The organism is Serratia sp. Tan611 (genome assembly GCF_905188235.1).
Classification (GTDB): Bacteria; Pseudomonadota; Gammaproteobacteria; order Enterobacterales; family Enterobacteriaceae; genus Serratia_B; species Serratia_B rhizosphaerae.
The window spans coordinates 1,227,133-1,248,714 of record NZ_LR994655.1 but is presented as its reverse complement, the minus strand read 5'-3'; the positions used below and the strand labels follow the sequence as shown (position 1 = coordinate 1,248,714).

Sequence of the window (21,582 nt, the reverse complement as noted above, 5' to 3'; positions counted from 1 at the left end):
ACTGAGCCAGACTAACTGGCCGCGGCGCCCGACGTCAGACAGCCGTCAATGTTTCATACCCCCACACGTTACCGCCCCGGTAACGCGAATGGTGACGGGTAGATCGGCTTATCGGAGTTTTTTATGTCAATAGATTGGAACTGGGGGATCTTCCTGCAGCAGGCGCCGTTCGGCAATACCACCTACCTGGGCTGGATCTGGTCCGGCTTTCAGGTGACGGTCGCCCTCTCCGTCTGCGCATGGATCATCGCTTTCTTTGTCGGTTCGCTGTTCGGTATTCTGCGCACCGTTCCCAACCGTTTCCTGTCCGGTATCGGCACCGTCTACGTTGAGCTGTTCCGCAACGTACCGCTGATCGTGCAGTTCTTTACCTGGTATCTGGTGGTGCCGGAACTGTTGCCGCCCGATCTCGGCATGTGGTTTAAAACCGAGCTTGACCCGAACGTACAGTTTTTTGTCTCCTCCATGCTGTGCCTGGGGCTGTTTACCGCCGCCCGCGTCTGCGAGCAGGTGCGCGCCGCGATTCAATCCCTGCCGCGCGGGCAACAGGCCGCCGGACTGGCGATGGGGCTGACGCTGCCGCAAACCTACCGCTACGTGCTGCTGCCGAACGCCTACCGGGTGATCGTACCGCCGATGACCTCGGAAATGCTGAACCTGGTGAAAAACTCGGCCATCGCTTCAACCATCGGCCTGGTGGATATGGCCGCACAGGCCGGCAAACTGCTGGACTACTCCGCTCACGCCTATGAATCATTTACCGCAATTACGCTGGCCTATATCGGCATCAACGCCGTCATTATGCTGATCATGCGCATGGTAGAACGTAAAGTGCAGTTGCCTGGCAATATGGGGAGTAAATAATGTACGAATTTGACTGGGCATCGATTGTGCCAAGCTTCCCCTATCTGCTGCAGGGCATGGTGATCACCCTGAAAATCACCGTGACGGCGGTTATTTTCGGCATCATCTGGGGAACGCTGCTGGCGGTCATGCGCTTATCGCCGTTTAAGCCGATAAGCTGGTTCGCCACGCTCTATGTCAACCTGTTCCGCTCAGTGCCGCTGGTGATGGTGCTGCTGTGGTTCTATCTGGTCGTGCCTAGCTTATTACAAAAGGTTCTTGGGCTGTCGCCGCAAACCGATATTCGTCTGATTTCGGCTATGGTAGCCTTTTCGCTGTTCGAGGCCGCCTACTACTCGGAGATTATCCGCGCGGGGATCCAAAGCGTATCGCGCGGCCAGTCCTCTGCCGCATTAGCGCTGGGCATGAGCCACTGGCAGTCGATGCAGCTGGTGATTTTGCCGCAGGCGTTCCGCGCCATGGTGCCGCTGCTGCTGACGCAGGGCATCGTACTGTTCCAGGATACCTCGCTGGTTTACGTGCTGAGCCTGGCTGACTTCTTCCGTACCGCGTCGACCATCGGCGAACGTGACGGCACGCAGGTGGAAATGATCCTGTTCGCCGGCTTTGTCTATTTTGTCATCAGCATTGCCGCCTCGGCGCTGGTAAGCTATTTGAAGAAAAGGACTGTTTGATGATTTCCCTGAAAAATGTTTCCAAGTGGTACGGTCACTTTCAAGTGCTGACCGACTGCTCCACAGAAGTAAAAAAAGGCGAGGTCGTCGTGGTCTGCGGTCCTTCAGGCTCAGGCAAGTCGACCTTGATCAAAACCGTTAACGGGCTGGAGCCGATCCAGCAGGGAGAAATCCGCGTCAACGACACCCAGGTGAACCTGAAATCCACCAATCTGGCGCAGCTGCGCGCCAAAGTCGGCATGGTATTTCAACATTTTGAGCTGTTCCCGCACCTGTCGATCATCGAAAACCTGATCCTGGCGCAGGTAAAAGTCCTGAAGCGCGACAAGGCGGCAGCACGTGAAAAAGGCCAGGCGCTGCTCAAACGCGTCGGGCTGACCGCCCACGCGGATAAATATCCGGCGCAGCTTTCCGGCGGCCAGCAGCAGCGCGTGGCGATTGCCCGCGCGCTGTGTATGGACCCAATCGCCATGCTGTTTGACGAACCGACGTCAGCGCTGGATCCGGAGATGATTAACGAAGTTCTGGACGTAATGGTGGAACTGGCGCAGGAAGGCATGACCATGATGGTGGTCACCCACGAAATGGGTTTCGCCCGTAAAGTAGCCAACCGGGTTATCTTTATGGATGAAGGAAAAATTGTTGAGGATCGTGATAAGGACGAGTTCTTTAACAACCCGCAATCCGATCGCGCCAAAGACTTCCTGGCGAAAATTCTGCACTGATCTCCCCCCATGCGCCCCGTCCGGGGCGCATTAAAAGTCCTTGTATCCCGCCTGGTTTGATCCGATGCTCGGAGTAAATCCAAAAGAGCAGAGAGAACACGATGCCACGCCCTATTATTATCGATTGCGACCCCGGACTTGATGACGCCATTGCGCTGGCGATGGCGCTGCGCGCGCCGCAGCTGGACATCAAGGCCATCACCACCTCCGCCGGCAACCAGACGCCGGAGAAAACCCTGCATAACGCCCTCGGCCTGCTGACGCTGATGCAGCGGGAAGATATCCCGGTCGCCGCCGGCGCCGCCAAACCGCTGCTGCGCGAGCTGGTGATCGCAGAGCACGTACACGGTAGCACCGGTATGGGCAACACCCATTTACCGACGCCGGGCATCAAACCGGCGCCACACACCGCGGTTGAACTGATCGCCAGCCTGCTGCGCACCAGCCCGGAACCGATCACGCTGGTGGTTACCGGGCCGATGACCAATATCGCCCTGCTGCTGGCGCAGTACCCCGACCTCAAGCCCCGCATCGAGCGCATCGTCTTTATGGGCGGCGCGCTTCACGGCGGCAACGCCACGCCGGTGGCCGAATTTAATATCTACGTCGATCCGGAAGCGGCGGAAATGGTGTTGCAGTCCGGCGTGCCGTTGACCATGGCGGGCCTCAACGTCACCCATCAGGCGTTTGTGCTGCCTCAGGAGGCAGAGCGCATCCGCGCCATCGCCAACCCGGTGGCACAGGCGGTAGCCGAGATGCTCGACTTCTACCTGCCGATATACCTCAACCACCCGCGCGGGCTGCCGGGCGCCGCGATGCACGACCCGTGCACCATCGCCTGGCTGCTGGCGCCAGAGCTGTTTGACAGCCGCGAACGCTGGGTCGGCGTGGAAACCAAAGGCGAATATACCCTGGGACAAACCGTGGTGGACGATCTGCAACAAACCGGCAAAACGCCCAACGTGCAGGTGCTGACCAATATCGATCGGGCCGGCTTTATTGATCTATTGCTAGACTGTCTGACGCGTTATTAATTCCTCTCGCATGACGAAGAAATAAATAGCGCTATTTAACCGGGCCAAAGATACGGCCCGGCTTGCTATTTCCGTCATAGTGATAAAAAAGTAACGCGTTCCGCTATTGACGCTATGGAGTAAAAATAGTTTTATCCGCTTTTATTCTGGACAGGGAGTCCTAGGAATGGAGCAAACAACAGAGATACAGGAAGGCATTAGCCGACCATTGACGCTCGGCGAGATAATATTGGCCCGTTCAATATTTGGCAACTCAATTATTTATAATACCGTGAGAGTTCACTGCGACAGCTACCTCCCCTTTGGCTTGCAGGCAAGCCATACGGCGATGGCGCCAAATGGTGAATTATGGTTTCGGCAAGCCTTGTATCGCCCAGATTTTTCAGCTGCGCCAATAAACAGACAACACATGTTTATCCACGAACTCGTACACGTATGGCAATATCAGCATGGTATGTGGGTACGAAGCCGTGGGTTTTTCAGCTGGATTGCGGATTACACTTACCGCCTGGATGGCAAAAGAAGGCTTAAGGACTATCCTATGGAACAGCAAGCCTCTATCATCGCGGATTATTTTTACCTTAAGAATCGTGGTTATAATGAGTGGCTATCAAAAATTGGTGATAATATAAACTTCCGTGGGGTCACCGATAAATATATTGTTCATAAGTATAAACACACCCTATCTGATTTTTTTAAACAACGGTGATAACGATGAAAAATTCATTATTTGTTTTTATTTTAACCTTCTTTCTCTGCGGGTGCTTCCACCTCGGCGATCCGCGAGCAAAGCTCTATAACGCCTCAGCAATGGTCGTTGCCAATAATATTTGCGTGTTAACTCAGCCCGAGGGAGATGAAAAAATGGTCTCCCTCAGTATTGATGAAGTAGGTAATAAGGATAACATATTCAATAAATTTTATGATGGTGACGGCTTGGCAGTTGCATCTGACAAATGCATACCGACATACAACTATCCGTTTAGAGCCGGCCATACTTACAATGTTTCCATTACCCTGCGTTCGCAAGATAAAAAGAGCAAAGGCATCGTGCCAACAGCGCGTTTATACGACGTCAGCTTCACCTTAACGGGTAAGGATGACGAGCTGGTTATAAGCTCTATAAATTAATTCGGCACCGATAAGGCGTAAGCGATGGAAAAATATAATTTTATCAACTTATTATCACAATGATAACCATGAGAAAAACGCTCACGCCGCTCACCCTTGCTTCACTCCTTAGCGGCTGTTTTCACCTCGGTGATCCACGTGTAAAGCTCTATAATGCATCCGCAGTAGTCGTCGCCAATCACGTCTGCGTATTCATTCAACCCGAGGTGGATGAAAAAATGATCACACTGAATATCGAGGAAATAGGTAACAAAGAAAACGGGTTCAACAAAGTTTTTGATGATTACGGATTAAAAGTTTCATCTGGTAAATGTATACCGACCTACAACTATCCGTTTAAAGCCGGCCATACTTACACCATTTCCATCACCCTGCAATCACGAGATAAAGAGAGGAAAGGTATCGTACCCTCAGGACGCGCATACGGCGTCGGCTTCACTTTAACAGACAAGAATGGTGAGCTGGTTGTCAGTTCTATCAATTAACTTTACGTGGATAAAGAGGTAATAGCACAGAATAAACTCCGCCAAAATAGATAAAACGCCATGGGGTGAGCAGCCCTTTGCCGCTGCGCGCTTGGTTATAGCACATGCAACGTAACGAGTTCAGCGATTGACGTAACCGTTGGGAAATACCTCTTTCTCGAAAACCTTATATCACAATGATAACTATGAAAAAGATACCTATACTGCTTACCCTTGCTTCACTCCTTAGCGGCTGTTTCCACCTTGGCGATCCACGCGCGAAAAGCTATAAAGCATCCGTGGTGGTCGTTGCCAATCACATCTGCGTGTTAATTCAGCCCGAAGGGGATGAAAAAATGGTCTCCCTGAGTATTGATGAACCCGGTAACGAAGAAAGCATATTTAACAAATATTATGATGGCGACGGCTTAACGGTTTCAGCCGATAAATGCATACCGTCATACAACTATCCGTTTAGAGCCGGTCATACTTACACCCTTTCCATCACCCTACGTTCGCAAGATAAAAAGAGAAAAGGCATCGTGCCGGCAGCCCGCTTATACGGCGTTAGCTTCACTTTAAAAGAGAGGGATGGTGAACTGGTTATAAGCTCTATCAATTAAATCCATACAGATAATAAAAAGGACTTTAATCACCGCGATATCGTTACTCTCCGGCTGCATGCACCTCAACGATCCCAGGCCAAAGCACTATAAAGCGCCAGTCACTACCGTGGCAAACAAGGTGTGCGTGATTGTTCAGCCCGAAGCGGATGAACAAATCGTAACGATACGTATTAATGAAGTCGGCAGCGATAACAATACGTTAGGAAAATACGGGCTGGCGGTGAGCGCGTCAGCAGGACGATGCGTTACTGATTTCAATTACGCATTTGCAGCGGGAAAAGCCTATAACTTTATGGTTATCCTGGAATCACCTGAGAAAAAGAAACGGGGCGTTAAACCCTCTGCCCGGATATACGGCGCGAGTTTTTCGCTATGGCGTCTCAACGGCAAGCTGCAAACCACGCCGCTTTATTAGAGGTGTTGCCAGAGCGGCCCTTCAACCTACGGGCCGCTGACGCTATCAAGGCTCAAACGGCCGGCGCTGAAACTGGTCATGCCCGCACTTCGGACAGCGCGGCAGCACTTCCGGCGTGTAAAACGCCAGATGGTGGTGGCACTGCTCACACACCAGATTACCCAGCCCGACCACCTCGCCGCTGTGGTACACGCCGTGATGGCTGACATCCTTAAACACTTCGCGCCACTCCAGCTGGGTTTTATCGGTGATGTCCGCCAGCTCCTGCCACAGGCTTTCTTTGATCACCCGCATAAACACGCTGTCGGTGAACTCCTCGCGGCTTTCCTGATAGCTGCGGGCAAACTCTTCCAGGTCGCGCCGCACCGCCTGCTTCAGCTGCGCCACTTCATCGCGCGTCAGCTCTCCGGCTTCATCCAGCCTTTTTTCGGCGCTGGCGACCAGTTGGTCAATGTCTCGTTCGCCATTTTTCAAGCGTTCGGTCAGCGACGCCAACAGTTCGCGGTAATACTGAGCAACCTTGTTCATAGCTTCTCCTCAATGAACCCAGTGACAGGATTTCCCCTTAAGCCATCTTTTCTTATTTTAGCCGTAAACGGCTGATGTCTCTTGGCTAATGGCGGGATTTTCGCGACCGGTGTCCGGATGTCGCTTTCTTTTTGCGAAATACGCGCCAACGGCGGCGCTTGGAGTTGTTGCCAACAGGTCTTATCAGCTATGCTATGCGGATCTAAATACTAAACAAAATGCTACGGACGTAGCTGCTTTCTTAACAGGACCACCAGCCGCCATGCAAGAGCAATACCGCCCCGAAGAGATAGAATCGAACGTACAGAGCCACTGGCAAGAAAAACAGACGTTTAAAGTGACCGAAGACGCCAGCAAGGAGAAATACTACTGCCTCTCCATGCTGCCTTACCCTTCCGGTCGCCTACACATGGGCCATGTGCGTAACTACACCATCGGCGACGTGATCTCCCGTTACCAGCGCATGCTGGGTAAAAACGTGCTGCAGCCTATCGGCTGGGACGCCTTCGGCCTGCCGGCGGAAGGCGCCGCGGTAAAAAACAACACCGCGCCGGCGCCGTGGACCTACGACAACATCGAATATATGAAGAACCAGCTGAAACTGCTGGGCTTCGGCTACGACTGGGATCGCGAAATCGCCACCTGCAAGCCTGACTACTACCGTTGGGAACAGTGGTTCTTCACCAAGCTGTATGAAAAAGGCCTGGTTTACAAGAAAACCTCGGCGGTGAACTGGTGCCCGAACGATATGACGGTGCTGGCCAACGAGCAGGTGATCGACGGCTGCTGCTGGCGCTGCGATACCAAAGTCGAGCGCAAAGAGATCCCACAGTGGTTTATCAAAATCACCGATTACGCCGACCAGCTGCTGAATGACCTGGACCAGCTCGAAGACTGGCCTGAGCAGGTCAAGACCATGCAGCGTAACTGGATTGGCCGCTCCGAAGGGGTGGAAATCACCTTCGACGTCGACGGCAGCGACGAAAACGTCACCGTCTACACCACCCGCCCGGACACCTTTATGGGCGCCACCTACGTCGCAGTCGCCGCCGGCCACCCGCTGGCGCAGCAGGGCGCGCTGAATAATCCGGCGCTGGGCGAATTCATCGAAGAATGCCGCAACACCAAAGTGGCGGAAGCCGATATGGCGACCATGGAGAAAAAAGGCATGGCCACCGGCCTGTATGCCATCCATCCGCTGAGCGGCGAAAAACTGCCGATCTGGGTCGCCAACTTCGTGCTGATGGAATACGGCACCGGCGCAGTGATGGCGGTACCGGCGCACGACCAGCGCGACTGGGAGTTCGCCACCAAATACAGCCTGCCGATCAAAGCGGTGATCCTGAACCTTGACGGCAGCCAGCCGGACATCAGCAGCGAAGCCATGACGGAAAAAGGCGCGCTGTTCAATTCCGGCGAATTTGACGGCCTGGATCACGACGCCGGCTTTAACGCCATCGCCGATAAACTGGTAGAAAAAGGCGTCGGCCAGCGCAAGGTCAACTACCGCCTGCGCGACTGGGGCGTATCCCGTCAGCGCTACTGGGGCGCGCCAATCCCGATGGTGACGCTGGAAGACGGCACCGTGATGCCGACGCCGGAAGATCAACTGCCGGTGCTGCTGCCGGAAGACGTCGTGATGGACGGCATCACCAGCCCGATCAAAGCCGACGCCGAGTGGGCGAAAACCACCGTCAACGGCCAGCCGGCGCTGCGTGAAACCGACACCTTCGATACCTTTATGGAATCGTCCTGGTATTACGCGCGCTATACCTGCCCGCAGTACGATCAGGGCATGCTGGATCCGGCCGCGGCCAACTACTGGCTGCCGGTCGATCAATATATCGGCGGCATCGAACACGCCATCATGCACCTGATGTACTTCCGCTTCTTCCACAAGCTGATGCGCGACGCGGGTCTGGTGGATTCTGACGAGCCGGCGAAACGCCTGCTGTGCCAGGGCATGGTGCTGGCGGATGCCTTCTACTACACCGGCAACAATGGCGAGCGCAACTGGGTTTCTCCGGTAGACGCCACCATCGAGCGCGATGAAAAAGGCCGTATTACCAAAGCGACCGATCCGCAAGGCCGTGAACTGGTCTATGCTGGCATGAGCAAAATGTCGAAGTCGAAGAACAACGGCATCGACCCGCAGGAAATGGTGGAAAAATACGGCGCCGATACCGTGCGTCTGTTTATGATGTTCGCGTCACCGGCGGAAATGACGCTGGAATGGCAGGAATCCGGCGTAGAAGGCGCAAACCGCTTCCTGAAGCGCGTGTGGAAACTGGCCTATGACCACGTGGAAAAAGGCGCGGTACAGCCGCTTGACGCGGCAGACCTGAACGACGCGCAGAAAGCGCTGCGTCGCGACGTCCACAAAACCATTGCCAAAGTCACCGACGATATCGGCCGTCGTCAGACCTTCAACACCGCGATCGCCGCCGTGATGGAGCTGATGAACAAGCTGGGCCGTGCGCCGCAGGACAGCGAACAGGATCGCGCTCTGCTGCAGGAAGCCCTGCTGGCGGTGGTGCGCATGCTGTATCCGTTCACCCCGCACGTCTGCTTCAGCCTGTGGCAGGCGCTAGGCGGCGCAGGTGATATCGACGTCGCGCCATGGCCGGTTGCCGATGACGCCGCAATGGTGGAAGATTCCAAACTGGTGGTGGTACAGGTTAACGGCAAGGTACGCGCTAAAATTACCGTGCCGGCCGATGCCAGCGAAGAACAAGTGCGTGAACGCGCCGCCGAAGAGCATCTGGTGGCTAAATATCTGGACGGAGTCACAATTCGTAAAGTGATCTACGTTCCTGGCAAATTGCTTAACCTGGTTGTGGGTTAACACAAGGAGGGGTTGTGCGACTTCGTATTACAACGTTGTTGCTGGGGCTGGTGGTGCTGATCACCGCCGGCTGCGGTTATCACCTGCGTGGCACCACGCAGGTACCATCAGAGATGAAAACGCTGATGCTGGACAGCTATGACCCATACGGTCCGCTGACCCGCGCGGTACGCGCACAGCTGCGCGCCAACGGCGTAACCATTGTGAAAGACGCGACGCGTAAAGATGTGCCGTCGCTGCGCATCGTCAGTTCCTCACAGGGGCAGGATACCGTGTCTATCTTCCAGGACGGTAAGACCGCCGAGTACCAGATGGTGATGACGGTGGATGCGCAGGTGTTGATTCCGGGCCACGATATTTATCCGCTCAAGGCCAAAGTCTTCCGTTCGTTCTTCGATAACCCGCTGACCGCGCTGGCGAAAGACTCCGAGCAGGAGATCATCCTGCAGGAAATGCGCGAGCAGGCGGCGCAACAGCTGGTGCGTAAGCTGCTGACGGTGCATGCTGCGGAAGAAGAAGCCCAGCAGCAGGCCGCGGCGGCCGATAAAAACGCGGAAAGCCGCCCAGCGCAATGACCCGTCTCTATCCTGAACAACTTGCCGCGCAGCTCCGAGAGGGGCTGCGCGCTTGTTATCTACTGTGCGGTAATGAGCCGCTGCTGCTGCAGGAAAGCCAGGACCTGATTCGTCAGGCGGCAGTGCAGCAACAGTTCAGCGAACATTACAGCATCTCCCTTGACGCCCATACCGACTGGGACGCCATCTTCAGTATCTGTCAGTCGATGAGCCTGTTCGCCAGCCGGCAAACGCTGTTGCTGATCCTGCCGGAAAACGGCCCGACCGCCCCGATCGGCGAACAGCTGGTCAAACTGGCGGCGTTGCTGCACGAGGATATCATTCTGATGCTGCGCGGCCCGCGGCTGACCAAAGCGCAGGAAAACAGCGCCTGGTTCAAGGCGCTGGGCACAAACGGCGTCTACGTCACCTGCCAGACGCCGGAACAGGCGCAGTTGCCGCGCTGGGTCGCCAAGCGCGCCAAAGCGATGCAGCTGGAACTGGACGAGCCGGCCAATCAGCTGCTGTGCTACTGCTACGAAGGTAACCTGCTGGCGCTGGCGCAGGCGCTGGAGCGTCTGGCCCTGCTGCATCCGGACGGTAAACTGACGCTGCCGCGCGTTGAGCAGGCGGTCAATGACGCCGCGCACTTTTCCCCGTATCACTGGCTCGATGCCCTGCTGGCCGGCAAAAGCAAGCGCGCCTGGCATATTCTGCAGCAGCTGCGTCAGGAAGATGTCGAACCGGTGATCCTGCTGCGCACGCTGCAGCGCGAACTGATGCAACTGCTCACCCTGCAGCGCCGGATGGCGACAACGCCGCTGCGTACGCTGTTCGACCAGCATAAGGTGTGGCAAAACCGCCGTAACCTGGTGACCCAGGCGCTGCAGCGCCTGTCGGCCGCGCAGCTGCAGCAGGCGGTACGGCTGCTGGCGCATATTGAGGTCACCCTCAAGCAGGATTACGGCCAGTCGGTCTGGCCGGAACTGGAATCCCTGTCGATGTTGATCTGCGGTAAACCGCTGGCTACGAGTTTTTCCGATGTCTACTAACACACCCGCAGCCGCCGGGCTGCACGCGCTGTTCGGCGGTACGTTCGATCCCATCCATTACGGCCACCTGCGGCCGGTCGAGGCGCTGGCCCGGGAAGTGGGGCTGGACCAGGTTGCCCTGCTGCCGAACCATGTGCCCCCGCACCGCCCGCAGCCGGAAGCCAATGCCCGGCAGCGGCTGAAAATGGTAGAGCTGGCGATCGCTGGCAACCCGCTGTTTGCCGTTGACGACCGCGAGTTGCACCGCACCACGCCGTCGTATACCGTCGAAACGCTGGAGGCGATTCGTCAGGAACGTGGCCCGGCTCAGCCGCTGGCGTTTATTATCGGCCAGGACTCGCTGCTGAGCCTGCATAAATGGCAACGCTGGCAAGACCTGCTCAGCCTGTGCCACCTGCTGGTGCTGGCCCGCCCGGGTTACAACGACCATATGGAAACACCGACGCTACAGCGCTGGCTGGAAGCCCACCGCGTCAGCGATCCGGCAGCGCTCCGCAGCCGGCCGCACGGTTCGCTGTATCTGGCGGATACGCCACTGCTGGAAATTTCCGCCACCGAAATTCGTGAGCGCCGCCACCAGGGCGCCAGCTGTGATGACTTACTGCCGCGTTCGGTGCAGCGTTATATCGAATTACAGGGTTTATATCGTTAGCGATAGGCGCATGATATACTGCGCCGCTATTTTTCAAGCTCACCATCCCAGGGGGAACCTTTGCAAGGTAAAGCGCTCCAAGACTTCGTTATCGACAAGATCGACGATCTTAAAGGCCAGGATATTATCGCTCTGAACGTTCAGGGTAAATCCAGCATCACCGACTGTATGATCATCTGCACCGGCACATCTACGCGTCACGTAATGTCGATCGCCGACCACGTGGTGCAAGAGTCCCGCGCCGCAGGTATGGATCTGCACGGCATGAAAGGCCAGGAGGCCTCCGACTGGATCGTTGTCGATCTGGGCGAAGTTATCGTGCACGTCATGCAGGAAGAAAGCCGCCGGCTGTATGAACTGGAAAAACTCTGGAGCTAAGCGGTGAAATTGCAACTGGTCGCAGTTGGCACCAAAATGCCGGACTGGGTGCAGACCGGCTTTATGGATTATCTGCACCGCTTTCCGAAAGATATGCCGTTTGAACTGACCGAAGTCCCGGCGGGCAAGCGCGGCAAAAATGCCGATATCAAACGCATTCTGGAAAAGGAAGGCGAACAAATGCTGGCGGCCGTCGGCAAAGGTAATAGAATTGTTACGCTGGATATCCCCGGTAAACCGTGGGATACGCCGCAGCTGGCGCAGCAGTTGGAACGCTGGAAGCAGGACGGCCGCAACGTCAGCCTGCTGATCGGCGGGCCTGAAGGGCTGGCTCCGGCATGCAAAGCCGCGGCGGAGCAGAGCTGGTCGCTCTCGCCGCTGACGCTGCCGCATCCGTTAGTGCGCGTTCTGGTGGCGGAAAGCCTGTACCGCGCCTGGAGCATTACCACCAATCATCCTTACCACCGGGAGTAAACCGGTGGTGATCGTGACAGAGTGAAATAAAGCAGCGGGATGAAAATAGAACGTAACCCTTTTCGCGACTATTCGGCTGAATCAGCCCTGTTTGTACGCCGCGCCCTGGTGGCGTTTTTGGTCATTCTGGTGCTGATCTGCATCCTGATTGCCAATATGTATAATTTACAAATTGTTCGCTTTGAGGATTACCGCACCCGCTCTAACGAAAACCGCATCAAACTGGTGCCCATCCCGCCCAGCCGCGGTATTATTTACGATCGCAATGGCACGCCACTGGCGCTCAACCGCACCATCTATCAGCTTGAGCTGATGCCGGAAAAAGTCGATAACCTGGAGGCCACGCTGCAGGCGCTGCGCCCGGTGGTCGATCTGACCGATGACGATATCGCCAACTTTAGAAAAGAGCGTAAACGCTCGCGCCGTTTCGTCTCTATCCCGGTGAAAACCGCGCTGACCGAAGTGCAGGTGGCGCGCTTCGCCGTCAACCAGTTCCGCTTCCCCGGCGTTGAGGTCAAAGGCTACCAGCGCCGTTACTATCCTTACGGTTCGGCCCTGACCCACGTTATCGGTTATGTATCGAAAATCAACGACCGCGACGTCGCACGCCTGAACAAAGAAGAGAAGCTGGCCAACTATGCCGCCACCCATGATATCGGTAAGCTGGGCATCGAACGCTATTATGAAGATACGCTGCACGGCAAAACCGGCTATGAAGAGGTCGAGGTCAACAACCGCGGCCGGGTGATCCGCCAGTTGCATGAGCAGCAGCCCTCCGCCGGCCAGGATATTTATCTGACGCTGGATCTCAACCTGCAGCGTTATATCGAACAACTGCTGGTCGGCAGCCGCGCCGCCGTGGTGGTCAGCGATCCGCGTACCGGCGCAATTCTGGCGATGGTATCCAACCCAAGCTACGACCCGAACATGTTTGTCGACGGCATTTCCAATAAGGAATATCAGGGGTTACTGAACGACCCGAACCGGCCGCTGATCAACCGCGCCACACAGGGCGTCTATCCGCCGGCTTCGACGGTAAAACCCTATATCGCCGTATCGGCACTGAGCGCCGGCGTCATCACCAAAAACACCATTGTGTTCGACCCGGGCTGGTGGCAGTTGCCCGGTTCGGAAAAGCGCTACCGCGACTGGAAAAAATGGGGGCACGGCCGTCTGAACGTCACCAAGGCGCTGGAAGAATCCGCCGATACCTATTTCTATCAGGTGGCTTATGATATGGGCATTGACCGCCTGTCCAGCTGGCTGACAAAATTCGGCTACGGCCAATATACCGGCATCGATCTGTCCGAAGAGCGTTCCGGCCTGATGCCGACCCGTGAATGGAAACTCAAACGCTATAAAAAACCGTGGTATCAGGGCGACACCATTCCGGTGGGCATTGGTCAGGGGTACTGGACCGCCACGCCGATCCAAATGGCAAAAGCGCAAAATACGCTGATTAATGACGGCGTGGTAAAAACGCCGCACCTGCTGCACAGCAAAAAAATAAACGGTTCACTGGTGCCGTTCCGCCAGGAAGCTCAGGCACCAATCGGAGATATCCACTCCGGCTTCTGGGAAATTGCCAAAGACGGTATGTACGGGGTTGCCAATCGCGCCAACGGCACGGCGCGCAAATTTTTTGCCGGCGCCCCTTATAAAATCGCGGCGAAATCGGGTACCGCACAGGTATTTGGTTACGAAACCTATAACGCCCACAAACTTGCGGAACATCTGCGCGACCATAAGCTGATGACCGCGTTCGCCCCTTATGACAACCCGACGGTGTCGGTGGCGATCATCCTGGAAAACGGCGGCGCCGGCCCGGCGGTCGGCACCATAACCCGCCAGATTCTCGATCATATCCTGTTGGGCGACAACAATACGCAATTACCGGACGCGCCGCCGGCGGCGCCCGGCTCAGAAGGTGACTAACAGACCATGACCGAAAGCCAAAAAAAGGGCTCGATCTGGACCAAGATCCATATAGACCCGACGTTTCTGCTGCTGATTCTCGCCCTGCTGGTGTACAGCGCCTTCGTGATGTGGAGCGCCAGCGGCCAGGATCTCGGCATGATGGAGCGCAAGATCGGCCAAATCGTGATGGGGTTGATCGTGATGGCCGTGATGGCGCAAATCCCGCCGCGCGTCTATGAAAGCTGGGCGCCCTACCTGTATATCTTCTGCGTCATCCTGCTGATACTGGTCGACGCCTTCGGCCAGATCAGTAAAGGCGCACAGCGCTGGCTTGATCTCGGCTTTGTGCGCTTTCAGCCGTCGGAAATTGCCAAGATCGCCGTGCCGCTGATGGTGGCGCGCTTTATGAACCGCGACGTCTGTCCGCCGTCGCTGAAAAATACCGGCATTGCGCTGGTGCTTATCTTCCTGCCGACCCTGCTGGTCGCCGCACAACCCGATCTGGGCACCTCGATTCTGATCGCCGCATCCGGCCTGTTTGTGCTGTTCCTCTCCGGCATGAGCTGGAAGCTGATCGCCATCGCCGCGCTGCTGCTGGCGGCATTTATTCCGATTCTATGGTTCTTCCTGATGCACGGCTATCAGCGCGACCGCGTGATGATGCTGCTCGACCCGGAAAGCGATCCGCTGGGGGCGGGCTACCACATTATTCAGTCGAAAATCGCTATCGGCTCCGGCGGCCTGTCCGGCAAAGGCTGGCTGCACGGCACCCAGTCGCAGCTTGAGTTCCTGCCGGAGCGCCATACCGACTTTATCTTCGCGGTGCTGGCCGAGGAACTGGGGCTGGTCGGCGTGCTGGTGCTGCTGGCGCTGTACCTGCTGGTGATTATCCGCGGCCTGATGATCGCCGCCAAAGCCCAGACCACCTTCGGCCGGGTGATGGTCGGCGGTCTGATGCTGATTTTGTTCGTTTATGTATTTGTTAACATTGGCATGGTGAGTGGAATTTTACCGGTAGTTGGCGTACCTTTGCCTCTGGTCAGTTACGGCGGATCGGCGCTGATCGTACTTATGGCTGGGTTCGGCATCATCATGTCGATTCACACGCACCGTAAAATGCTGTCTAAGAGTTTATAAGAGGTGAGTAATGCGTAAGGAATGGCTTTGGATCGGCGCGGCAGCGGTATTACTTTCCGCCTGTGCCACCACTGATGAGCAGCAGGCGCCGCCCGCCGCGCCCTATAACGGCCCGGTGGTCGAAATCAGCGGCGTGGAGCCTCATTATGAACCTTATAACCCAGGCACGCTGCAGGATTATAAAGTGAACGGCGACAGCTACCGCATCGTCAAAAACCCGCAGAATTTCTCACAGACCGGGCTGGCAAGCTGGTACGGCGAAGAGTCCAGCGGCAACCGCACCGCCATCGGCGAAACGTTTGATCCCTATGCCCTGAGCGCGGCGCACCCGACGCTGCCGATCCCAAGCTACGTGCGCGTCACCAACCTGGCCAACGGCCGTCAGCTGGTGGTGCGCGTCAACGATCGCGGCCCTTACGTGAAAGGGCGCATTATCGACCTGTCGAAAGCCGCCGCCGACCGCCTGAATCTGTCGAACAATACGCGGGTGAAAGTTGATTTTATCAACGTCGCTCCGGACGGTACGCTGAGCGGGCCAGGCACCGTCGGCACCACCGTCGCCAAACAGAGCTATGCCCTGCCCGCGCGGCCGAATCTGAGCAGCGGCGCCATGGGTACCCCGGTGCAACAAGACGCGCCGGCGCTGAACAACAACAATGTACGCGCCATTGATAACAGCAGCCTGACCAACGGCCAGGCCACTGCCGAAACCGGCAGCAACGGCGGCCTGATCGGCACGGCCCCCGGCGACGTTCAGGCCGGCAACAGCGCCGCGGCGTCCTCGTCGGCGCCGGTAGCCGCTGCAGCGTCCGCCACGGCCGGCGCCGCAACCGCCGCTTCCGCGTCAACCGCCGGCTATGTTGTTCAGGTGGGGGCGTTAAGCGACGCCGCACGCGCGCAGGCATGGCAGCAGAAACTCAGCCAGCAGTTCGGCGTGCCGGGCAGCGTATCCGTCAACGGCGCCGTACATCGCGTACAGCTCGGCCCGTTCAGCGATCGTCAGCAGGCGCTGGCGCTGCAGCAGCGGCTGGTCGCGGAAGCGCAACAACAATCATTTGTCACCGCCGCACCTTAAGCATGGCGTCCTGCAGGCTCGCGCCGATCCGCAGTTTTAGTTGAAATACGTTCTCGCAGCTAAAAATGTAAAAACCGCGATCGGTCAGAGGATTGGCTAATGCCTGCCGGGATCCCATCTGCTATAGTGAGGCACGTTTTTAACTTACTTTCACGGATGTTGTAGTCCAGATCATGAAAAATGTAACTTCTTTTCGCTTAATCAAGGGCATCGCGCTCAGCACCGTTATCGCCATGGGCGCCGCCAGCAGCGCGCAGGCCGAAGACGCTAATCTCAAAACCATGATCCCGGGTGTTCCGCAAATTGATGCGGAATCTTACATCCTGATTGATTACAACTCCGGTAAGGTACTGGCGGAATCCAATGCGGATGCGCGTCGCGACCCGGCCAGCCTGACCAAAATGATGACCAGCTACGTCATCGGCCAGGCGCTGAAAGCCGGTAAGATCGGCCAGGACGATCTGGTCACCGTCGGGCAAGACGCCTGGGCGACCGGCAACCCGGTGTTCAAAGGTTCTTCACTGATGTTCCTGAAGCCGGGCGATCGCGTACCGGTCTCCAAACTGACGCGCGGCATCAACCTGCAGTCCGGCAACGACGCCTGCGTGGCGATGGCTGACTACGTGGCAGGCAGCCAGGATTCGTTCGTCAACCTGATGAACAACTACGTTCAGCAGTTAGGTCTGAAAAATACCCACTTCAAGACCGTACACGGTCTGGATGCCGACGGGCAGTTCAGCTCCGCGCGCGATATGGCGCTGATCGGCCAGGCGCTGATCCGCGACGTACCGGATGAGTACGCCATCTATAAAGAAAAAGAGTTCACCTTTAATAACATTCGTCAGGTCAACCGTAACGGCCTGCTGTGGGATAAAAGCCTGAACGTCGACGGCATCAAAACCGGCCATACCAACGCTGCAGGCTACAACCTGGTGGCCTCCGCCACCGAAGGCCAGATGCGTCTGATCTCCGCCGTGCTGGGCGGCCATACCTATAAAGGCCGTGAAACCGAAAGTAAAAAACTGCTGACCTGGGGCTTCCGTTTCTTTGAAACCGTCGCACCGCTGAAGGCAGGTAAAGAGTTCGCCTCTGAGCCGGTATGGTTCGGCGACGCCGACCGCGTTGAGCTGGGCGTCGACAAAGACGTTTACCTGACCATTCCGCGCGGCCGGATGAAAGATCTGAAAGCCAGCTACGTGCTCAACACGCCGGAAATCCACGCGCCGCTGACCAAAAATCAGGTCGTGGGCAGCATCAACTTCCAGCTGGACGGCAAAACCATCGACCAGCGTCCGCTGGTGGTGCTGAATGAAGTGAAAGAAGGCGGCATCTTCGGTCGTCTGGTGGACTACATCAAGCTGATGTTCCACCACTGGTTCGGCTAACGCTTGAAACCGGCAAAAACGCCCCCATATGGTAAATAACACTAACTCCCGCTCCGGCGGGAGTTATAATTTAGAAAAGATGTCACGCTGGAGCGCCCGCACATGCAAAAAACGAAACTGAACGAACTGCTCGAATTTCCTTGCTCATTTACTTACAAGGTGATGGGGCTGGCACAGCCTGAGCTGGTTGACCAGGTAGTTGAAGTGGTGCAGCGCCACGCGCCCGGTGATTATAATCCGCAGATTAAACCGAGCAGCAAAGGTAACTACCACTCCGTCTCCATTACCATCAACGCCACCCATATCGACCAGGTGGAGAAGCTGTATGAAGAGCTGGGCAACATTGAGATTGTCCGTATGGTGCTGTAATCGCCACAGACACTACGACTGACCAACCCGGGTCCGACGCCAGTCCGCCCGGGTTGCGCATTTTTGGGGCGCTAAACGCTGGTCGTCGGCCGGAGCGCCCGATATAATGACCGCACCACTTCTGTAACCTGACGATGCCCGTGCAACACGATAAGATCATAGTCCGTCAGCTGGGGCTGCAGCCCTATGAGCCAGTCTCCCAGGCCATGCACAACTTCACCGATCGCCGCAGCGAAAACACCACGGACGAACTGTGGCTGGTACAGCACTCCCCGGTCTTCACCCAAGGCCAGGCCGGCAAAGCGGAACACGTGCTGATGCCCGGCGATATCCCGGTTATTCAAAGCGATCGCGGCGGCCAGGTCACCTACCATGGCCCCGGCCAGCAGGTGATGTACGTGATGGTCGATCTCAAGCGCAATAAAATCGGCGTCCGCCAACTGGTCAGCGCGATTGAAGACACCGTGGTGCATACCCTCACCCACTTCCATATTGATTCACGCGCGCGCCCTGACGCACCCGGCGTATACGTCGGCGACCAGAAAATCTGCTCGCTGGGGCTGCGCATCCGCAAAGGCAGCTCCTTCCACGGTCTGGCGCTCAATGTGGCAATGGATCTTGGCCCGTTCCAGCGCATCAACCCCTGCGGTTATGCCGGCATGCAGATGACCCAGGTCAGCGCGCTGGCGCCCGCTGTGTCGCTGGAGGACGTGGCGCCGGTTCTGGTGCAGGAGTTTGTCCGCCAGCTCGGCTATCGGCAGGTTGAAACGGGCAGTTGGGCTTTAGGTGATTATCTGTAGCGCTGCCCGCCCTCTTTCCCTGACCGCACGGGATGCACCCGCTTAACTACGGCAAAGCCGTAAGAACGCGTATAATGGCGCACACGCCCCAGCGCGATACAGGGGCTGAATGGATCGCGGTAAAAGTGGTATAGTATCGCCAAGTTTTTACCTACTTCTTACTACGGCTTTTTAATTTATTGATCTTAAAAGATAAAAACAAAAGTCGAGTTTCGTAACTGGAACCTGCACGACTATGAGTAAACCAATTCAGATGGAACGCGGCGTCAAATACCGCGATGCAGACAAAATGGCGTTGATCCCGGTCAAAACGGTGGTCACCGAACGGCAGGAGCTGTTACGTAAACCCGAGTGGATGAAAATCAAACTGCCCGCCGACTCAACGCGGATTCAGGGCATCAAGGCCGCAATGCGTAAGAATGGTCTGCATTCGGTCTGTGAAGAAGCCTCCTGCCCTAACCTGTCTGAATGTTTTAACCACGGTACCGCCACCTTTATGATCCTCGGCGCTATCTGTACCCGTCGCTGCCCGTTCTGCGACGTGGCTCATGGCCGTCCTGTTGCTCCCGACGCCAACGAACCGGAAAAACTGGCGCAAACCATCGCCGATATGGCGCTGCGCTATGTGGTGATCACCTCCGTTGACCGCGACGACCTGCGCGACGGCGGCGCCCAGCATTTTGCCGACTGCATCAGCGCCATTCGCGCTAAAAATCCGGACATCAAAATCGAAACCCTGGTGCCGGACTTCCGCGGCCGTATGGATCGCGCGCTGGATATCCTGACGGCGACGCCGCCGGACGTCTTCAACCACAACCTGGAAAACGTGCCGCGTGTTTACCGTCAGGTGCGCCCGGGCGCCAACTATGAGTGGTCACTGAAGCTGTTGGAGCGCTTTAAAGAAGCACACCCGGATATTCCGACCAAGTCGGGCCTGATGGTCGGTCTGGGGGAAACCAACGAAGAAATTATTGAAGTGATGCGTGATTTGCGCCGTCACGGCGTCACCATGCTGACGCTGGGTCAATACCTGCAGCCAAGCCGCCACCACCTGCCGGTACAGCGCTATGTCAGCCCGGCGGAGTTTGAAGAGATGAAAGAAGAAGCGCTGGCGATGGGCTTTACCCACGCGGCGTGCGGTCCGTTTGTCCGCTCTTCTTATCACGCCGACCTGCAGGCGAAAGGTATGGAAGTCAAATAATGCCGTAGCAGGGTAACGTTTTGTTACGCTTTGGCTGACTGACAGCACAAAAAAACGGATGCCCTACGGCATCCGTTTTTTATGCGGCCTCAGACGTCTTTCTTCTCGACGTTCTGCTGGCCTGCGGCACTGCTGTCCGCCGTATTCTGCACCGGCGGGGTATCATCACCCACCGCCTTTTTAAAGCCCTTCAGCGCCGCGCCCAAGTCAGCGCCCAGCGTACGCAGTTTGCTGGTACCGAACAATAAGACGATCAATACCGCAATCACCAACAGTTTGGTAATACTGATTCCTTCCATATTCACCTTCTTTAATACATATATGCCGCAGGACGCAGCGAAAGAGATAAACCTTGCCTGCGCCTAGTTATCCGCTTTCTGACAAATAAAACAACGGCAAGCTGTAACAGAGTAAGATCGCCGATCGTCGGCGTAATTTGCCGCCGGGGCTACAAAACCCCCTGCGCAACGTGTAACATCAACACCATCGATAGTTACAACTTATCGACCACGGAGATGACATTCCTCCAGCCCCGATAAGGGATAAACCGCCTGACCGGCTGATGATGTCTACGTAACCTCAGAGTGAGGTGCGTAGCGTTGCGCCCGTACCCTTCTGAGCATCCTACTCTTCTGTTTGAAAGGGCTTTCTGACCATGTTGAATTCTTTACTGGCCGTATTTATCGGCGGCGGCTTAGGCAGCGTACTGCGCTGGAGCATCAGTTTGCGGCTCAATCCGCTGCACCCGGCAATTCCGCTGGGCACCCTGACCGTCAACCTGCTGGGTGGCTTTATTATCGGCCTGGCGATGGCGCTGATGGCCCGCGCCAGCGCTATCGATCCCACCTGGCGCCTGCTGCTCACGACCGGTTTCTGCGGCGGCCTGACCACCTTTTCCACCTTCTCGCTGGAAGTGGTTTCCCTGCTGCAGGACGGGCGCTTTCTGTGGGCGCTGACCAACGCCATGCTGAACCTGGCCGGCTCACTGCTGATGACCATGCTGGCGTACCTGCTGGTCGCCTGGATCACCGGGCAGTAACCCGCGCTTAATGTTTTCTTAATCTTGCATGCGGATAATCCTCATCCAGTGTTATAAAAACCGGATGAGGATCGCTATGTGGAATATGCCGAAAACCGCCGCTGAAGTTGCCGCCGCCGCGCTGTGCGTCGCCACGGTTGCCTCGTTTATCCACCTTTATCTGTTCAGCTAAACGGGCCGCCGTCGGCCCGCGTAAAGACTTTCACAAATAATTACGCCTGCGCTACAATTGAGAATGAACGT

The 21,582-nt window shown here is 56.4% G+C and carries 25 protein-coding genes and 1 riboswitch; of the genes, 23 read left to right on the top strand and 2 right to left on the bottom strand.

What is annotated here, in order from left to right; all coding sequences use genetic code 11:
* Nucleotides 1–123: 123 nt before the first annotated feature.
* From TAN611_RS05865 to TAN611_RS05825, 9 genes are all read left to right on the top strand, one after another.
* Entirely contained in the window at nt 124–864 is a 741-nt protein-coding gene (locus tag TAN611_RS05865) for an amino acid ABC transporter permease (protein ID WP_015671307.1), read from the top strand.
* Complete coding sequence (gene gltK / locus TAN611_RS05860; protein ID WP_105230115.1) at nt 864–1,538, top strand: glutamate/aspartate ABC transporter permease GltK; 675 nt, start codon at nt 864–866, stop codon at nt 1,536–1,538. Before TAN611_RS05865 ends, gltK begins: the two co-directional genes overlap by 1 nt.
* Nucleotides 1,538–2,263, top strand: coding sequence for an amino acid ABC transporter ATP-binding protein (locus TAN611_RS05855; RefSeq protein ID WP_105230114.1), 726 nt, complete (start codon nt 1,538–1,540; stop codon nt 2,261–2,263). Before gltK ends, TAN611_RS05855 begins: the two co-directional genes overlap by 1 nt.
* A 101-nt stretch (nt 2,264–2,364) precedes the next feature.
* Nucleotides 2,365–3,297, top strand: a complete 933-nt coding sequence (gene rihA / locus TAN611_RS05850) for a pyrimidine-specific ribonucleoside hydrolase RihA (protein WP_105230113.1) — start codon at nt 2,365–2,367, stop codon at nt 3,295–3,297.
* Between the two features lie 166 nt (nt 3,298–3,463).
* Nucleotides 3,464–4,006, top strand: coding sequence for a type IV secretion protein Rhs (locus TAN611_RS05845; protein WP_111737594.1), 543 nt, complete (start codon nt 3,464–3,466; stop codon nt 4,004–4,006).
* Nucleotides 4,007–4,011: 5 nt separating this feature from the next.
* The gene (locus TAN611_RS05840) at nt 4,012–4,428 is read left to right on the top strand and encodes a putative T6SS immunity periplasmic lipoprotein (protein ID WP_238404512.1); all 417 of its coding nucleotides are present in this window, start codon (nt 4,012–4,014) and stop codon (nt 4,426–4,428) included.
* Nucleotides 4,429–4,496: 68 nt separating this feature from the next.
* On the top strand, nt 4,497–4,913 hold the full coding sequence (locus TAN611_RS05835) for a putative T6SS immunity periplasmic lipoprotein (protein ID WP_238404511.1): 417 nt from the start codon (nt 4,497–4,499) through the stop codon (nt 4,911–4,913).
* Nucleotides 4,914–5,098: 185 nt separating this feature from the next.
* Nucleotides 5,099–5,515 (top strand): putative T6SS immunity periplasmic lipoprotein, encoded by a 417-nt coding sequence (locus TAN611_RS05830; RefSeq protein ID WP_238404510.1) that lies wholly within the window; start codon nt 5,099–5,101, stop codon nt 5,513–5,515.
* A gap of 4 nt (nt 5,516–5,519) precedes the next feature.
* Complete coding sequence (locus TAN611_RS05825) at nt 5,520–5,933, top strand: putative T6SS immunity periplasmic lipoprotein (RefSeq protein WP_203067757.1); 414 nt, start codon at nt 5,520–5,522, stop codon at nt 5,931–5,933.
* Between the two features lie 45 nt (nt 5,934–5,978).
* On the opposite strand, the gene TAN611_RS05820 is transcribed toward TAN611_RS05825, so the two are convergent.
* Nucleotides 5,979–6,461 carry a zinc ribbon-containing protein gene (locus TAN611_RS05820; protein WP_105230107.1) on the bottom strand — a complete coding sequence of 161 codons (483 nt, stop codon included), beginning with the start codon at nt 6,459–6,461 and terminating at the stop codon, nt 5,979–5,981.
* 262 nt (nt 6,462–6,723) lie between these two features.
* Here TAN611_RS05820 and leuS point away from each other — a divergent pair, with 262 nt between their 5' ends.
* From leuS to lipA, 13 genes are all read left to right on the top strand, one after another.
* Nucleotides 6,724–9,306 (top strand): leucine--tRNA ligase, encoded by a 2,583-nt coding sequence (leuS, locus tag TAN611_RS05815; RefSeq protein WP_105230106.1) that lies wholly within the window; start codon nt 6,724–6,726, stop codon nt 9,304–9,306.
* 14 nt (nt 9,307–9,320) lie between these two features.
* Nucleotides 9,321–9,881, top strand: coding sequence for an LPS assembly lipoprotein LptE (gene lptE, locus TAN611_RS05810; protein WP_187043521.1), 561 nt, complete (start codon nt 9,321–9,323; stop codon nt 9,879–9,881).
* Nucleotides 9,878–10,912, top strand: a complete 1,035-nt coding sequence (gene holA, locus TAN611_RS05805) for a DNA polymerase III subunit delta (protein ID WP_105230104.1) — start codon at nt 9,878–9,880, stop codon at nt 10,910–10,912. Before lptE ends, holA begins: the two co-directional genes overlap by 4 nt.
* Complete coding sequence (nadD, locus tag TAN611_RS05800) at nt 10,902–11,564, top strand: nicotinate-nucleotide adenylyltransferase (protein WP_187043522.1); 663 nt, start codon at nt 10,902–10,904, stop codon at nt 11,562–11,564. Before holA ends, nadD begins: the two co-directional genes overlap by 11 nt.
* Nucleotides 11,565–11,624: 60 nt before the next feature.
* Complete coding sequence (gene rsfS / locus TAN611_RS05795) at nt 11,625–11,942, top strand: ribosome silencing factor (protein ID WP_015671294.1); 318 nt, start codon at nt 11,625–11,627, stop codon at nt 11,940–11,942.
* Between the two features lie 3 nt (nt 11,943–11,945).
* Entirely contained in the window at nt 11,946–12,416 is a 471-nt protein-coding gene (rlmH, locus tag TAN611_RS05790) for a 23S rRNA (pseudouridine(1915)-N(3))-methyltransferase RlmH (protein ID WP_015671293.1), read from the top strand.
* Nucleotides 12,417–12,455: 39 nt separating this feature from the next.
* Nucleotides 12,456–14,351, top strand: coding sequence for a peptidoglycan DD-transpeptidase MrdA (gene mrdA / locus TAN611_RS05785; protein ID WP_105230102.1), 1,896 nt, complete (start codon nt 12,456–12,458; stop codon nt 14,349–14,351).
* 6 nt (nt 14,352–14,357) lie between these two features.
* A complete protein-coding gene (mrdB, locus tag TAN611_RS05780) occupies nt 14,358–15,470 on the top strand; it encodes a peptidoglycan glycosyltransferase MrdB (protein WP_105230101.1) in 1,113 nt (370 codons plus the stop codon).
* A 10-nt stretch (nt 15,471–15,480) separates the two neighbouring features.
* Entirely contained in the window at nt 15,481–16,545 is a 1,065-nt protein-coding gene (gene rlpA, locus TAN611_RS05775) for an endolytic peptidoglycan transglycosylase RlpA (RefSeq protein ID WP_105230100.1), read from the top strand.
* A gap of 173 nt (nt 16,546–16,718) precedes the next feature.
* The gene (gene dacA, locus TAN611_RS05770) at nt 16,719–17,930 is read left to right on the top strand and encodes a D-alanyl-D-alanine carboxypeptidase DacA (protein ID WP_111737601.1); all 1,212 of its coding nucleotides are present in this window, start codon (nt 16,719–16,721) and stop codon (nt 17,928–17,930) included.
* Nucleotides 17,931–18,032: 102 nt separating this feature from the next.
* Nucleotides 18,033–18,299 (top strand): DUF493 family protein YbeD, encoded by a 267-nt coding sequence (ybeD, locus tag TAN611_RS05765; protein WP_015671288.1) that lies wholly within the window; start codon nt 18,033–18,035, stop codon nt 18,297–18,299.
* A 134-nt stretch (nt 18,300–18,433) separates the two neighbouring features.
* Nucleotides 18,434–19,099 (top strand): lipoyl(octanoyl) transferase LipB, encoded by a 666-nt coding sequence (lipB, locus tag TAN611_RS05760; protein ID WP_172606306.1) that lies wholly within the window; start codon nt 18,434–18,436, stop codon nt 19,097–19,099.
* 235 nt (nt 19,100–19,334) lie between these two features.
* Entirely contained in the window at nt 19,335–20,300 is a 966-nt protein-coding gene (lipA, locus tag TAN611_RS05755; RefSeq protein ID WP_105230098.1) for a lipoyl synthase, read from the top strand.
* Between the two features lie 89 nt (nt 20,301–20,389).
* On the opposite strand, the gene tatA is transcribed toward lipA, so the two are convergent.
* Complete coding sequence (gene tatA, locus TAN611_RS05750; RefSeq protein ID WP_111737602.1) at nt 20,390–20,599, bottom strand: Sec-independent protein translocase subunit TatA; 210 nt, start codon at nt 20,597–20,599, stop codon at nt 20,390–20,392.
* 203 nt (nt 20,600–20,802) lie between these two features.
* Nucleotides 20,803–20,879, top strand: a riboswitch (Fluoride riboswitch).
* A 76-nt stretch (nt 20,880–20,955) separates the two neighbouring features.
* On the opposite strand from tatA, the gene crcB reads away from it, so the two are divergent.
* Nucleotides 20,956–21,339 (top strand): fluoride efflux transporter CrcB, encoded by a 384-nt coding sequence (crcB, locus tag TAN611_RS05745; RefSeq protein ID WP_105230096.1) that lies wholly within the window; start codon nt 20,956–20,958, stop codon nt 21,337–21,339.
* The last annotated feature ends 243 nt before the right edge of the window (nt 21,340–21,582 follow it).